The 12,660-nt window shown below is 60.3% G+C and carries 11 protein-coding genes and 7 tRNA genes; 8 read left to right on the forward strand and 10 right to left on the reverse strand.

Going from position 1 to position 12,660, the window contains the following annotated elements; translation table 11 throughout:
- Positions 1 to 58: 58 nt before the first annotated feature.
- The 8 genes from AC1DD5_RS12605 to AC1DD5_RS12640 all read right to left on the reverse strand — a co-directional run bounded on the left by AC1DD5_RS12605 (position 59) and on the right by AC1DD5_RS12640 (position 2,671).
- Positions 59 to 292 carry an antitoxin gene (locus tag AC1DD5_RS12605; protein WP_223936935.1) on the reverse strand — a complete coding sequence of 78 codons (234 nt, stop codon included), beginning with the start codon at positions 290 to 292 and terminating at the stop codon, positions 59 to 61.
- A gap of 82 nt (positions 293 to 374) precedes the next feature.
- Positions 375 to 1,829 carry an amino acid permease gene (locus AC1DD5_RS12610; RefSeq protein ID WP_477521630.1) on the reverse strand — a complete coding sequence of 485 codons (1,455 nt, stop codon included), beginning with the start codon at positions 1,827 to 1,829 and terminating at the stop codon, positions 375 to 377.
- 178 nt (positions 1,830 to 2,007) lie between these two features.
- Positions 2,008 to 2,083 (reverse strand) — tRNA-Gly (locus AC1DD5_RS12615).
- A 57-nt stretch (positions 2,084 to 2,140) separates the two neighbouring features.
- Positions 2,141 to 2,215, reverse strand: a tRNA-Val gene (locus AC1DD5_RS12620).
- 24 nt (positions 2,216 to 2,239) lie between these two features.
- A tRNA-Gly gene (locus tag AC1DD5_RS12625) sits at positions 2,240 to 2,312 on the reverse strand.
- 57 nt (positions 2,313 to 2,369) lie between these two features.
- Positions 2,370 to 2,444 (reverse strand) — tRNA-Val (locus AC1DD5_RS12630).
- A gap of 38 nt (positions 2,445 to 2,482) precedes the next feature.
- Positions 2,483 to 2,553, reverse strand: a tRNA-Cys gene (locus AC1DD5_RS12635).
- A 45-nt stretch (positions 2,554 to 2,598) separates the two neighbouring features.
- Positions 2,599 to 2,671: transfer RNA gene (locus AC1DD5_RS12640), tRNA-Gly, on the reverse strand.
- A 261-nt stretch (positions 2,672 to 2,932) separates the two neighbouring features.
- Here AC1DD5_RS12640 and AC1DD5_RS12645 point away from each other — a divergent pair.
- From AC1DD5_RS12645 to AC1DD5_RS12675, 7 genes are all read left to right on the forward strand, one after another.
- A tRNA-Val gene (locus AC1DD5_RS12645) sits at positions 2,933 to 3,004 on the forward strand.
- 121 nt (positions 3,005 to 3,125) lie between these two features.
- Positions 3,126 to 3,320, forward strand: a complete 195-nt coding sequence (locus tag AC1DD5_RS12650; RefSeq protein ID WP_477521631.1) for a hypothetical protein — start codon at positions 3,126 to 3,128, stop codon at positions 3,318 to 3,320.
- A gap of 199 nt (positions 3,321 to 3,519) precedes the next feature.
- Positions 3,520 to 4,377 (forward strand): FAD binding domain-containing protein, encoded by an 858-nt coding sequence (locus AC1DD5_RS12655; protein WP_477521632.1) that lies wholly within the window; start codon positions 3,520 to 3,522, stop codon positions 4,375 to 4,377.
- On the forward strand, positions 4,374 to 4,850 hold the full coding sequence (locus tag AC1DD5_RS12660) for a (2Fe-2S)-binding protein (protein WP_477521633.1): 477 nt from the start codon (positions 4,374 to 4,376) through the stop codon (positions 4,848 to 4,850). The genes AC1DD5_RS12655 and AC1DD5_RS12660 overlap by 4 nt, the downstream gene beginning before the upstream one ends.
- Complete coding sequence (locus AC1DD5_RS12665) at positions 4,847 to 7,207, forward strand: xanthine dehydrogenase family protein molybdopterin-binding subunit (RefSeq protein ID WP_477521634.1); 2,361 nt, start codon at positions 4,847 to 4,849, stop codon at positions 7,205 to 7,207. Before AC1DD5_RS12660 ends, AC1DD5_RS12665 begins: the two co-directional genes overlap by 4 nt.
- A 37-nt stretch (positions 7,208 to 7,244) precedes the next feature.
- Entirely contained in the window at positions 7,245 to 7,967 is a 723-nt protein-coding gene (locus AC1DD5_RS12670) for an SRPBCC family protein (RefSeq protein ID WP_477521635.1), read from the forward strand.
- A gap of 14 nt (positions 7,968 to 7,981) precedes the next feature.
- On the forward strand, positions 7,982 to 9,139 hold the full coding sequence (locus AC1DD5_RS12675; protein WP_477521636.1) for an XdhC family protein: 1,158 nt from the start codon (positions 7,982 to 7,984) through the stop codon (positions 9,137 to 9,139).
- A gap of 85 nt (positions 9,140 to 9,224) precedes the next feature.
- Here the strand turns inward: AC1DD5_RS12675 and AC1DD5_RS12680 are convergent, their stop codons facing one another.
- The gene (locus AC1DD5_RS12680; RefSeq protein ID WP_477521637.1) at positions 9,225 to 9,875 is read right to left on the reverse strand and encodes a flavin reductase family protein; all 651 of its coding nucleotides are present in this window, start codon (positions 9,873 to 9,875) and stop codon (positions 9,225 to 9,227) included.
- Between the two features lie 270 nt (positions 9,876 to 10,145).
- On the opposite strand from AC1DD5_RS12680, the gene AC1DD5_RS12685 reads away from it, so the two are divergent.
- Positions 10,146 to 10,637 (forward strand): hypothetical protein, encoded by a 492-nt coding sequence (locus tag AC1DD5_RS12685; protein WP_477521638.1) that lies wholly within the window; start codon positions 10,146 to 10,148, stop codon positions 10,635 to 10,637.
- A gap of 700 nt (positions 10,638 to 11,337) precedes the next feature.
- Here AC1DD5_RS12685 and AC1DD5_RS12690 read toward each other — a convergent pair.
- Complete coding sequence (locus tag AC1DD5_RS12690; protein WP_477521639.1) at positions 11,338 to 12,156, reverse strand: SDR family NAD(P)-dependent oxidoreductase; 819 nt, start codon at positions 12,154 to 12,156, stop codon at positions 11,338 to 11,340.
- Between the last annotated feature and the right edge of the window lie 504 nt (positions 12,157 to 12,660).

Below are 12,660 nucleotides of genomic sequence, written 5' to 3' on the forward strand. Positions count from 1 at the left end.
GCGCCTCTCGGCGGGACCGGTGCCCCCTTGACGTATCTGGTACGGCGGGCTCAGGCAGCTACAGCTGCTTAGGCTCATCCGCGACGGGAGCCTGTGCGGCGTCCCCGTCTGTTGTAGCCACGAAGTCGGAAGCGGCATTCTGAACCGCGTCAACCTGACCTGCGAACTTGCCGCCTGTCTTCTGGTCGACGAAGTCTCCGGCCTTTTCGATGCCATTCTGGATGGCTTCTTCGTTGCCCTGAATGAGACCCTGAGCCTTACCCTTCAGGTCGTCAATTAAACCCACGGGCACCTCCCTTCCTTCGCGGAGCCAGTTCGCTCCTCCGCGTCCGACCATAACACCAGAATCCGGGTGTGCCAAGGATTCAGGCGCGCTACGCCAAGGGCTTACTGAGCTCAAGGTGACGTGGGCTGTCCGGATTCATGAGCGAGTGCTTACGGCCGTAGGCGAAGTAGATCACGAGGCCAACAACGAGCCAGACGCCGAAACGCAGCCAGGTTTCCCAATGCAGCTGGGACATCAGGAATCCGGAAGCCAGCACGCCGAACGCAGGAACCACCGGCATCCACGGCAAACGGAAGGTCCGGGGGGCCTCAGGCTTTTTGTAGCGGAACACGATAACGGAAATGCAGACCACGACGAAGGCTGCCAGGATGCCGATGTTGGTCAGGTCGGCAACTGCTTTGATGGGGAAAACGCCAGCGAGGAAGGCGGAGGCGATGCCCGCGATCCATGTCACCCGCTGCGGCGTTCCGTGACGGTCGGTACGGGCGAACCAGCCCGGCAGCAGGCCGTCGCGGCTCATGGAGAACCACACGCGGGTAACGCCCAGAAGGAAGGTCAGCATCACGGTCAGGATGGACAAGACAGCGAAAACCGAAATGATGGTGGCGATGACAGGCAGACCCACCCCGGTGAACGCGGAGGCGAAGCCAGCCTTGGGATCGATGTCCTTGTAGTTCTGCATGCCGGTCAGGACGAGCGTAGCTGCCACGTACAGCAGCATGGCGATGATCAGGGACAGGACGATCGCCTTGGGCATGTGCTTCTTGCCGTCCTTGGCTTCCTCCGCAGCTGTACTCATGGCGTCGTAACCAAAGACAGCGAAGAACACCGTGGCTGCACCGGAGAAAACCGGGCCGAAGCCGCTGGGCATGAACGGATTGAAGTTCTCGGTGTTGATGTAGAAAATGCCCAACCCGATGATGAACAGGATCAGCACCACCTTGATGGCGACAGCCACCAACTCGAAGCGGCCGAAAGCTTTGGTTCCCCTGCTCAGGATCCAGGTCACCAAGAGGCACACCAGGATTGCCGGAAGGTTGATGATGCCGCCCTTTCCTTCATCCGCTGTGGACGTCATCCAAGTGGGCATGTGAATTCCGATGCCGGACAAGAAAGCATCGAAGTAGCCGGAAATGCCGATGGCCACAACGGCAACAATGGCGATGTATTCAAGCAGGAGATCCCAGCCAATAAACCAGCCGATGATCTCGCCCAAAGCCACATAGCCATAGGTGTAGGCGGAACCGGCCCTGGGGATCATGCCCGCAAATTCGGCATATGACAGAGCGGCGGCGCCGGAAGCAAGCCCGGCAATAAGGAACGAGACGAGCACGGCCGGGCCAACGCCCGGGTTGTTTGCGTCGCCATGGGCTACAAGGCCGGCCAGCGAGAAAATGCCGACGCCGATAATCCCGCCGACGCCGATGGCCGTCAGTTGCCAGAGGCCAAGACTCTTGAAGAGTCCGCTGTGCTTGCTTTCTTCCTCGATGTCGTCGATGGGCTTGCGCCTCATGACGGATTGGGAAGCCGTCTGTTGATTCATGGGGTACTCCTGCCAGTTGGCGTGGAACGGTGATGAGCTCGCATTACATTGTGCGAGAGGAATCACATTAGATAAAGCGACTTTTTCTTAGGTGTATCAGTTACTTCAAATAATGAATGGCATGTGGCTCCGCGTCTGGGCATAAAAAAAGCAGCTCCGAGGAGCTGCCTTTTTTCGTTGGAGCGGACGACGAGATTCGAACTCGCGACATCCACCTTGGCAAGGTGGTGCTCTACCAGCTGAGCTACGTCCGCACATGTTGTCTGCCCGGCAGATGCCTGGCCTTCAACAACAAACAAGTTACCTTGTTCTGGTGGGCGATACTGGGATCGAACCAGTGACCTCTTCCGTGTCAGGGAAGCGCGCTACCGCTGCGCCAATCGCCCGTTTCCGGGTCCTAATGAAAGGAGAGCGGACGACGAGATTCGAACTCGCGACATCCACCTTGGCAAGGTGGTGCTCTACCAGCTGAGCTACGTCCGCACATGTTGTCTGCCTGGCGCATGCCGGGCCTTCAACAACAAACAAGTTGCCTTGTTCTGGTGGGCGATACTGGGATCGAACCAGTGACCTCTTCCGTGTCAGGGAAGCGCGCTACCGCTGCGCCAATCGCCCATGCATCCAGCCGTGGCTGGAAGACATGGTTTTCACCGAGGTGGGTACGGGATTCGAACCCGTGTATACGGCTTTGCAGGCCGCTGCCTCGCCTCTCGGCCAACCCACCGTGTAAGCAGATTCCGAGGAATTCTTGCCTTGACAGTGCCTTGCGAGCGGACGACGAGATTCGAACTCGCGACATCCACCTTGGCAAGGTGGTGCTCTACCAGCTGAGCTACGTCCGCAGTGCCGTTGCGGCGGCCTGCCCGGTAGGCATTCCGTCGCTTTCCGACGAGTAAAAACTCTATAGGAGGTTGCTTCAAACTCCAAATCGGTTGGTTGCTTTGGGTTCTTAAGGGGCCTGGATCCTTGAATCTGCGGGGTTGGCGGGGAGTTTCACGGCTGTAATTCCAGCCTTGTGATTCGGCCGCTTGAGGGCGTTTTGCAATCCAGCCAGGGTGGGCTAGTCTTCTATATGCATCAGCGAGTTGATGCAGGTTTCACACGGGCGATTGGCGCAGTGGTAGCGCGCTTCGTTCACACCGAAGAGGTCACTGGTTCGAACCCAGTATCGCCCACCGAAAGAAACCCCCGGATTTTCCGGGGGTTTTTTGCGTTTCTAGAGCTTTCCCATCGGCTTCGTGGTACCTGCGCGGGACTCGCTTTCAGGGTTCCATTGGTTAATATGGGCCAGGGTAGGTGACTGCCACGATGTGCCACGGTCCCAAGTACCGCGCGGCCCACGACATCGCACAGAAGACCAGCCTCCGCGAGAAGCCGTGGACCTCGCAGCGGGAAGCGCGCCGGGCACCCGAGATCTTCAAGAACTATCTTTGGCCGGTAGTTAGCACCCGCCGTCAGCGAGGCGGAATCACGGTCCAACATGGAACTTAATCACTGGCGGCTACTCCTTCGGTCAAATTTCGAGGGTCCCTCTTGCTTTAGTCTGCGACGTGCGCCACACTTACAAAGTGTATTCACTTTTGAATGCAAAATGTATGCTCCTGAACTGGTGCCGCCGTTGGCCGGGTATCTATTACTGCTAAGGCCACTGCACCCGATCCGTTCCCCGACACTGACGCTAGGGACCCTTATGAAACCACCCCCGTTCGACTATGAAGCGCCAAGTTCTCTGGACCAGGTGCTCGATCTTTTGGCCGATGCGCAGGATGGCGCGACGATCTTAGCTGGAGGGCAGAGCCTGATCCCACTGCTTAACATGCGATTCGCGCGGCCGGAGCTGGTCATCGACATCAATCGTGTTGAGGGCTTGGATACCATCGCGATATCAGAGGCCGCTGTTTCGCTCGGCTCGACGGTCCGCCTTGGGGTGCTTGAACACGACGCAGGTGTCCGCTCGGTCCTGCCGGTCCTCGGCCGTGCATGTTCCTTTGTGGCCCATCCTCAGATCCGCGCACGAACCACCGTGGGCGGCACGTTGAGCCACGCTGATCCCTCCGCAGCGCTTCCTGCAATTGCGGTGGCTCTCGGTGCGATGATCCATCTGCGCTCACGCCTTGGTTCACGCACAGTGGCGGCGGAAGACTTCTTCGAATCGCTCTTCTCCACCTCGAAGGAACCTGATGAAATCGTCGTTTCAGTAGATTTTCCACTGCACCCGGGACTCGCCTTCACTTACGACGAGATCTCCCGTCGCCAGGGAGACTTCCCTTTCGCGGGGCTGTGTTTGGGCGTGTCGGCCGAGAACGGCGTCATCGTCGAGGCCCGGGCAGCGGCCGCCGGAATTTCAGACGTTCCACAACGTCTGGTGGGCGTCGAGGGTGCCCTGATCGGGAGGCCAATCGCCGAAGTGGCTGACGACGCCGCGAAGGCCGCGGCCGCAGAGGTAAACCCGCCAGCAGACATCCATGGAACCTCGGACTTCCGCCGTGGGCTCCTTCGTTCGCTCGTGCGACGAGCGATTGCCACCCTAGACGAGGAGCAGAAATGACGGAACAGGCTAAATCAATTACGTTCATGCTGAACGGAGTCCAATGCAGCAAAAGGATTCCGGTGCGGACATTACTGAGCGACTTCCTCCGACACGAGCAGGAATTGACCGGCACTCACGTCGGATGCGAGCAGGGCGTCTGCGGCGCCTGCACCATCCTGGTTGACGGCGTGGCTGTCAGGTCGTGTCTGATGCTCGCTGTTCAAGCAGACGGCGCAAGCGTCGAAACCGTTGAGTCCCTCGCTGTCGACGGCGAATTGTCCTGTTTTCAGCGTGCGATGAAGGACGAGCACGGCCTGCAGTGCGGATTCTGCACCCCTGGAATCCTCATGAGCATCACTGCCGCCCAGCGGGAAGGGCGCACCGTGGAGAACACCGTGGACCGCGTGCTCGGCGGACACATTTGCCGCTGCACCGGCTACGCGGGGATCCGCTCCGCAATCCGCAAGACCTGGGCGGAGGCCTCCGAATGAATATCACCGAACCAGACACTGGCGCGTCCCTGATTGGGACCTCCGTTCCACGGGTCCAGGACGACCGTATGCTTCGCGGTGATGGCTGGTATGTCGATGACATCAGGGACACCGGGGCTTTGCACGCCGCCGTCCTGCGCAGCCCGATCGCGGCCGGGCGCATCACCGGATTCAACGCCTCCGAAGCCCAGAGCGACCCCGCGGTTTCCCTAGTGCTCGGGCCGGATGACCTTGACGGCGCATTCCAAACTATCCCTGCGCCCTGGCTCATCCCGGGCCAGCAGGAGGTCGATTTTCTCCTCTTCGAACGGGTGATCCGCTACGTCGGGCAGCCAGTGGCGGTGGTCGTGGCCGACAGTCGTGCTGCTGCCGAGGACGCCATTGAGCTGATTGACGTCACCTTCGAAGAGTCGCCCGCCGTTGTATCCATTGCGAATGCCCGGGCACAGGATGCGCCGCTGGTTCACCCCGAATTCGGCTCGAACATGGTTGGCCAAATCCACTTGGGCAACGACGTCGAGAGCTTGAAGGGTGCCTTCGCCTCGGCACATACGGTCATTGACCGCGAGTACACCGTGCCGCGAATCAGCCACAACTCGATGGAACCGCGGGGCCTTGTTGCCGAATGGATTCCGGCCGTCGAACAACTGACCGTCCATTCGAGCACCCAGGTTCCGCATCTTGTGCGCCAGGAAGTAGCCAGGGCACTGAGCCTGCGCGCCGATCAAGTGCGCGTGGTAGCACCGGATGTTGGCGGGGCTTTCGGCCTTAAGACGCTGCTCTTCCCGGACGAGGCGCTCGTATGTCTGGCAGCCAAGACCCTTGGCGCGAGGGTTAAGTGGATCGAGGACCGCGCCGAAGCGCTAGTGTCCAGCTACCAGGGCCGAGGCCAGCTGGACCGGGCCCGTCTTGCCCTCGACGAAGACGGCATTTTCCTTGCCCTACATGTGGATCTACACGGTGACGTCGGCGCCTACTCCTGCACGGGAACCGGGGGCACCGGGCCCTTTCAAGTGTCTGGGCTGATGGTGGAGGGTCCATATCGGTACTCCCTGGCCGCAGCAGCCACCGTCACGGCCTGGTACACGAACGCCGTTCCCACCGGGGCCTTCCGTGGCTACGGCATGCAGGAAGCCACCTACGTGCGGGAGCGCTTGATCGATGAAGCGGCCCGCGTGCTCGGCATTGATCCCATCGAGCTGCGCCGCCGGAACATGATCCCATCCGACGAGTTGCCCTTCGTGACCCGGCTACAGATGCCCTACGACTCCGGCGATTACCCACAAGCGCTCGAACGCGCGGCGACCATGTCCGCGGACAAGAACAGCACGTCGACCGCACGAATACGCCGCGGCATCGGTTACTCATCAATGACGGAGATCACCGGCTTTGCACCGTCGGCGCTATGCGAGATGTATCAGATCCATTGGAGCTCATGGGATTCAAGCAAGGTCCGCATCAACGAGGACGGCTCGGTGACTGTCTTCTCGGGCCTCACCTCGGTGGGGCAGGGCATTGAAACCGCTCTTGGCCAGATCGCGGCCGAAACCCTCGGCGTCCCGATGAGCCTGGTCTCCGTACAACTCGGCGACACGGCGGTGTCACCGTTTTCCAACATGGCCTCCCAGGCGAGCCGAGCGGTGACGATCGGCGGTGCAGCATTGCTCGGAGCAGCTGAACGCCTCCGCGAACGAATGCACTCTCTAGCCGCCGCAGGGCTCAAATCCGAGGTTGGGCATGTCACGTTTGACGGACTGAACTACACCGCCTCCGACAGCGGGCAGTCGATCTCATGGACAAAGGTCGCGCACAGGGGCTGGATGGGCTGGGGTCGCAAGCCAGGTGACCCAATCGCGCTTGAAGAACTTGGAGAATATGATCCCCCAAGCATCACGTACGGATACGCCACACATGCGGCGCAGGTGGCTGTCGATTTGGACACCGGAAAGATTGCGGTCGAGGCGTACTGGCTTGTTCACGACGCCGGGGTGGTGGTCAACCCCAGGATTGTCGAGGGCCAGATCCTCGGTGGCGTGGCCATGGGCTTCGGCAGCGCACTCCTGGAGGAGGTTGTCTACTCCGATGCAGGGCAGCCGCTGACCACCACCTATCTCGACTACATTCTCCCGGCTTCCGAGGACATCCCGGATATCGAGATGGATCATATGGTGCATCCGAGTCCCTTCACTCCGGGCGGCTTCAAGGGCGCCGGTGAGAGCGGCACGATCCCGACCCCCGGTGCAATCGCAAATGCCGTCGCAGCGGCTGTTCCCGAGATCGCCGAGGACCTCGTATTCCTGCCTATGTCTCCAAGCCGGATCTGGACTCTTCTCGATAAGGCCTGTCTCACCCGATGACCGGTCATTCCAACCCAACAAAACAAGGCAGACAGCAGTGATTTTAGAGAACTCGTTTAACGTTCCCACCGACATCGACCAAGCCTGGGCTCTTCTGCTCGACGTCGAGCGTGTCGCGTCCTGCATGCCAGGAGCGGTGCTCGATTCAGTTGATGGCGACGACGTCGCGGGCCACGTCCGCGTCAAAGTCGGGGCCATCCAAATGGCCTACAAGATGAAGGGCCGCTTCATCGAGCGCGACGAGGTGAACAGGCGCTTGGTTATCGAGGGTGCAGGTAAGGAAAATCGCGGTGCCGGCACGGTCAACGCCACCGTCACCTTGACGCTGACCTCGAACGGGGAGACCACCGACGCCCACGTCACCACGGACTTGGCCATCACGGGACGGCCTGCCCAGTTTGGCCGCGGCGCCTTGGAAGACATCAGTACCAAGATCGTGGGGCAGTTCGCGAAGAATCTGGCCTTGGAGTCGCGCAATACAGGTGCTGAGCCCGCTACGGGGGAATCCAACAGGGAGGAACCCGCCCTAACGGCAACAACTGCAGCTCCCGAAACCGCCGCAGCCACCACCTCAAGCGCCGCCACCCCGAGCGGTTCGGCGACGACCAGAAGGCGGATCGAAAATGAACCCTTGGACCTCGTGAGCTTTCTGGCTCCCGAACCCGCACAGATCGTCAAATTCGCGGCCGCGGCACTCCTGGCCGTGCTCGCTGTCGTCCTGCTTCGTCGAAACTGCAAGCGGAACCTCAAACGTAACTAGGAACGGACACCCGGATGCTCGGAATTCTGGAGCAGCTAGCCGCTTGGCACGCTGCTGGTACCGACTGCGCGATCGCAACGATTATCACCTCGACGGGATCAATTCCACGGCCGGTGGGGACGGTCATGGCGATATCAGGGCAGGGCGCAGTCGTCGGAAGCATCTCCGGCGGCTGCGTCGAGAGCGATCTCTTCCATGTTGCCGGAGAAGTGATGGAAACCCGCACGCCGATTATCCGCCGTTTTGACGTAAGCGACGACGATGCCGGATCCATCGGCCTAATGTGCGGTGGCGCGATGGAGGTTTTGGTCCAGGCAGCGGGCCCGGCTGAACTACCCGGCATCGGATTGATTTCCATGATTGCTGCCGATGATCCGATGGCGACCGCAACGATTATTTCCGAGGGTCCGTATCTCGGGCGCTCGATGGTCGTCACGGAAACATCCTGGGCAGGGACGTTTGGCAATCCGGATCTTGACGCTTCCACCCTCATACAGGCCAGACGTCACCTAGGCACTGGCACACCCGCAACCGTAAACCTGGGTGAAACGGGAGATTGTGCGGAGAGCGACCTGACTCTGCTGCTTTCGTCCAACACCAGCCAGCCGCAGATGTTGGTCTTCGGCGCCATTGACTTTGCGCATGCACTCATCCGTTCGGCAAAGCTCCTCGGATATTCGGTCACTCTGTGCGATGCCCGGCCGGTGTTCGCAACCAAAGACCGCTTTCCGGACGCCGACGAGGTGGTGGTCATGTGGCCGCACAAGTACTTGGAGACGGCCACCATCACGAGTTCAACGGCGATCTGCGTCCTTAGTCACGACCCCAAATTCGACGTTCCTGCGTTGGAGTTCGCGCTCCGCTCCGAAGCCGGCTATGTGGGAGCGATGGGCAGCCGGCGCACTCATCAAGACCGGCTTGAACGGCTCCGGGCAGCCGGTGTCACGGAGAACCAGTTGGGACGTCTCTCCTCACCGATTGGTCTCGATTTAGGTGCCACGACGCCCGCGGAAACAGCTGTGTCGATCCTTGCTGAAATTATCTCGCTTGGCCGCAACGCCACCGGCAAGCGCCTCAGCGAGACACTCGGACCCATTCATCCTCCGCTGTTGGCACGACTTGTCGAACCGGGTCCAGCATTGGTGCCGGCATCACAGCCGGGAGGCAGCTGAAGACGTCGTTTGGTTTCCCCATCGAGTCACCGTCCTTGGCCACCCCGTCGTGGCAAGTCGACCGGATCCTAGGCTGTCGACATGTCTACGTGTGGGTCTCCGGCATGTTTCGCCTGCCGCCCTCACGTGTGAGGTGCCCTGGCCAATCCGTTATCGAGATCCGTGGAAGCTCTCCTAGTGAACTGGTGGTTCCCCATTCATCGCGTCCCAAGCGGGAAAGCGGCTCCAATAGGCTAATCTCCGGATGCGTTCCCCGCAGGACTTCGCGAGCGACCACGGCATGTGTGATTTCACCGAAAACCATGAAGCAGTCTCCGATTGGCAGGGTGGAGTGCAGTTTGCATTCCAGGGAGACGGGGGACTCGGCGACGCGGGGAACTTTCACTGTTTTGGCCGGCTCCCTGGTGAGCCCTGCTTCATCGAATTCGCTCACCTCGGGAGCGAAATTGATGCCCGTGGCATTGACCTTGGCCTGGAGTCCAGCTGACGCCACGTTCACGACAAACTCTCCAGTCGCGGTGACGTTCCGCAACGTGTCCTTTTCTCCCACCGAAGTGAACGCGATGACCGGCGGGCTGACCGAGGCGACGGTGAAGAACGAATGCGGGGCAAGATTGTCCACGCCGTCGGGCGATGTGCTGGATACCCAGGCGATCGGACGGGGAACGACTACCGCCGTTAGTAAGCGGTAAAAAGCCCGGGACGCAAGTTGGTTGGGGTTGAAATCCGTTCGCATGTATCCAGCCTAGGGTTTGGATTCGGCAGGGCCGGGCGGTCGAGACCACAGCTTGCAGCGCCGTGAAGTGGGGTTTGACTGCTCGTCTGGGGATTGACGGAGCGATAATTCCATGGGTTCATTGTATAATGAATACAAAAATGAATACAATTTTGAAACTCGAAGCAAGGGCAGGTTAACTGTGGGGGTTTGGGAGCATGGCATAGGGTGCATCCGGGGTGCCGTAACGTGATTCCCTCGAAGTCTTCGGAACATGGAACGCCGTCACGAATGGTGTGGATGAACGTCGGGGAGAATCTTGCCTTTGAGCACGGCAAGATCCGGGCGTCGGCCTTTGAGCTCATCATCCACAAGGACACCTTTGCCGCGCGGGATTGGCTCTGGGGCGTGATGCGGGACGCGCGCGGGACACAAGAATTGCCGGGAACAGACCCAGCGGAGTCGGTCGCACGTCAGGAAACCCTGCAGGAGAACGGTGATGAGCCAACCGGCGGGCCCCTGCAGACACTCGTGGTCGTTGTCGAATACAACCCCGAGGAGTCCTGGTCTCTGACGGTAATGTTGGCGCTGCTCATGGAACTTGAACCTGCGGTGCAGGTCGACGTTGTTGTGGTCGCCGAGGGGCGCCGCTGGGCGTTGCCGGTGCTCGTCGCGGACTTTCCCAGATTGACCATGGTCCTTCCCGGCCGGGGCGGGTACGCGGCATTGAGCGAAATTCTTCAACGAGGAACCCGGGAACGTGGAGCGCCAACCCCACAATGACGTCGAGTTCATCTCGCCGTGCCAAGTTCGGCCGCAATTTCACGCCACCCAATCCCCTCAAGTTGGCAAATTCCTCTGATAGCTGCGATCCGCGCCGCAAACCATTGCCAGCAATTGCCTTGTCGCGCACGGTGACCAAGCCGGCCGGGACTGTCTCTCGCCATTCGGGTCGTGGCCGGTTCGCGTAGTGGATGCGCAGTTGGTGTCGGCGAACAGTGCGCGCCGGACTCGCTTATCGCGGAGAGGGACAGGGGCATCCGGATTCTGCCCGCGGCAGAGAAAGTCAATGTCGGGCTCCAGTCGAGACCCGCACCGCATCACTAACAGAGCCCTCAGGGCCATGGGGCGGTGGCGAGATCCTGCTGTCGGCCGAGGCAAGCGCCGAGGTCAGGCTCCGATCCTGCGGACAGCTACTTAACAGCTTCATCGGGGCTCAGCTGGCCAACTCGGAGCGAAATCGGGCAACAATGCGAAGCTTCAGGGAGGTCGCGTTCCGCAGAGACAAAATCCGGGCGGCAGAGGGCTTCGATATCGCGCATCAGGTGTGGGGATACTTCAAGCTCATGCGCAGTCGCTTAAAACTCGAACCCCTTGGCTGCTGGTGTCGGTTCGTCCGGCACGAGCAGCCAGGGGGTTGCAAGGAGTTCAATCCGAAGAAGGATCTGATGCGACTTTGCGGGTTTTGCTCCGCCTCCCAAACTCAGGTTGGCTGCGAAGTCCGTCGGCCCACACGGCCTCCCGGGGTCTTCAAACCCCGGATTCCCAGCCCGCTGTCAGCGGTGATGACCGTGCCGGTCATCACCGCTGACTCTTCGCGGGAGGCGAGAAGAGTGAAGACGCCAGCGTAGGCCTCCGTGCCGGGCACTTCCTGCAGCGGAAGCACCGCGCTGGTACCGTCCAGCACCGAGTCATGCGAGGACTGCCCGAGCGAGCTTATTCCGCGCAGTTTCGTCGGGGCGACTCCGGGGGCTACGCCATTGACCCGCACATCCGGTGCAAATTCGTAGGCGAGCTGGCGGACGATGCCCAGGACCGCATGTTTCGAAGCGGTGTAGAGAACCCCGCCCCCGGCAGAATTGGAACTGGCGAAGGACGCGGTCAAGATGATGCTTCCGTTTGAGCTCACCAGATGGGGAAGCGCTGCTCTTGCACCCAGCAGTGGGGCAAGTACGTTGACGCCAAAAAGTTCTGAAAATGCCCCAGGGACATCGGCGCCTTCAATATCTTCCAGCATGCGGGCACCGTCGGTGATGCCGGCATTTCCTACAAAGACGTCCAACTTGCCGAACTTCTCAACAGCCCTATTGATGGCAGCCAAGTTACCTTCCCAGGAGCAGACGTCTGCGGCGACCGGCTCGACGGCGCTGCCCAATTCGTCCCGCAGTTGGGTGACACGGTCCTGGGAGATATCGACGGCGACCACGCGCGCACCTTCGCGAATGTAGCGCTCCACGACGGATTTGCCGATTCCGGCGCCGGCTCCCGTGAAGACAACCACCTGACCTTCCAGGCGGTTCATCGCGCACCCCCGGCGATGATCGATTTTTCCACTTCGGAAGTGGGGTGGGAGCTGCAAGAGCACGGGTTCAATTTTGCCTCCATTTAGTGATTAGAGAGTGTCAGTCTGACGAGCGACAGGGTCCAGATAGGTGTCAGGATTCCGTCACGAGCAGAGCTGGGTTTGCCGGCCGACTAGTGGCGATAGATGCTGTGCTCTGGGGATTTGAGGCCGTTCAGAGGCTTGGCATTTTGCGGAGCTGTTCCGCTTGCTGCCCGGAACTGCCTGAAAGATGTCCGTGGCATCGTGAGGACCCCAAAGGGGGCCTAGAGTGTATGCATTTTTGAAGACACCTTGGAAGGTACCCGTGTTCCGAGTGGGCTGTCAAGGGATTCGAGGGCTGGGCGCCCTTGGCGTTGATCTCCTTGGGAGATTCTTTTCGAAGGCACTTGTCGAGTGCGAAAACACATGGCATGCTTGGGTCCAGCAAACTGCATACAAATTTGTATGCAAATAGAATCGGAG

This window comes from Paenarthrobacter sp. 10L420 (assembly GCF_056395385.1).

Bases quoted from the DNA above. Each gene is read 5' to 3' on its own strand.
- AC1DD5_RS12610 (WP_477521630.1), bottom strand. From the start codon at position 1,829: ATGAATCAACAGACGGCTTCCCAATCCGTCATGAGGCGCAAGCCCATC.
- AC1DD5_RS12655 (WP_477521632.1), top strand. From the start codon at position 3,520: ATGAAACCACCCCCGTTCGACTATGAAGCGCCAAGTTCTCTGGACCAG.
- AC1DD5_RS12660 (WP_477521633.1), top strand. From the start codon at position 4,374: ATGACGGAACAGGCTAAATCAATTACGTTCATGCTGAACGGAGTCCAA.
- AC1DD5_RS12665 (WP_477521634.1), top strand. From the start codon at position 4,847: ATGAATATCACCGAACCAGACACTGGCGCGTCCCTGATTGGGACCTCC.
- AC1DD5_RS12675 (WP_477521636.1), top strand. From the start codon at position 7,982: ATGCTCGGAATTCTGGAGCAGCTAGCCGCTTGGCACGCTGCTGGTACC.
- AC1DD5_RS12680 (WP_477521637.1), bottom strand. From the start codon at position 9,875: ATGCGAACGGATTTCAACCCCAACCAACTTGCGTCCCGGGCTTTTTAC.
- AC1DD5_RS12685 (WP_477521638.1), top strand. From the start codon at position 10,146: ATGGTGTGGATGAACGTCGGGGAGAATCTTGCCTTTGAGCACGGCAAG.
- AC1DD5_RS12690 (WP_477521639.1), bottom strand. From the start codon at position 12,156: ATGAACCGCCTGGAAGGTCAGGTGGTTGTCTTCACGGGAGCCGGCGCC.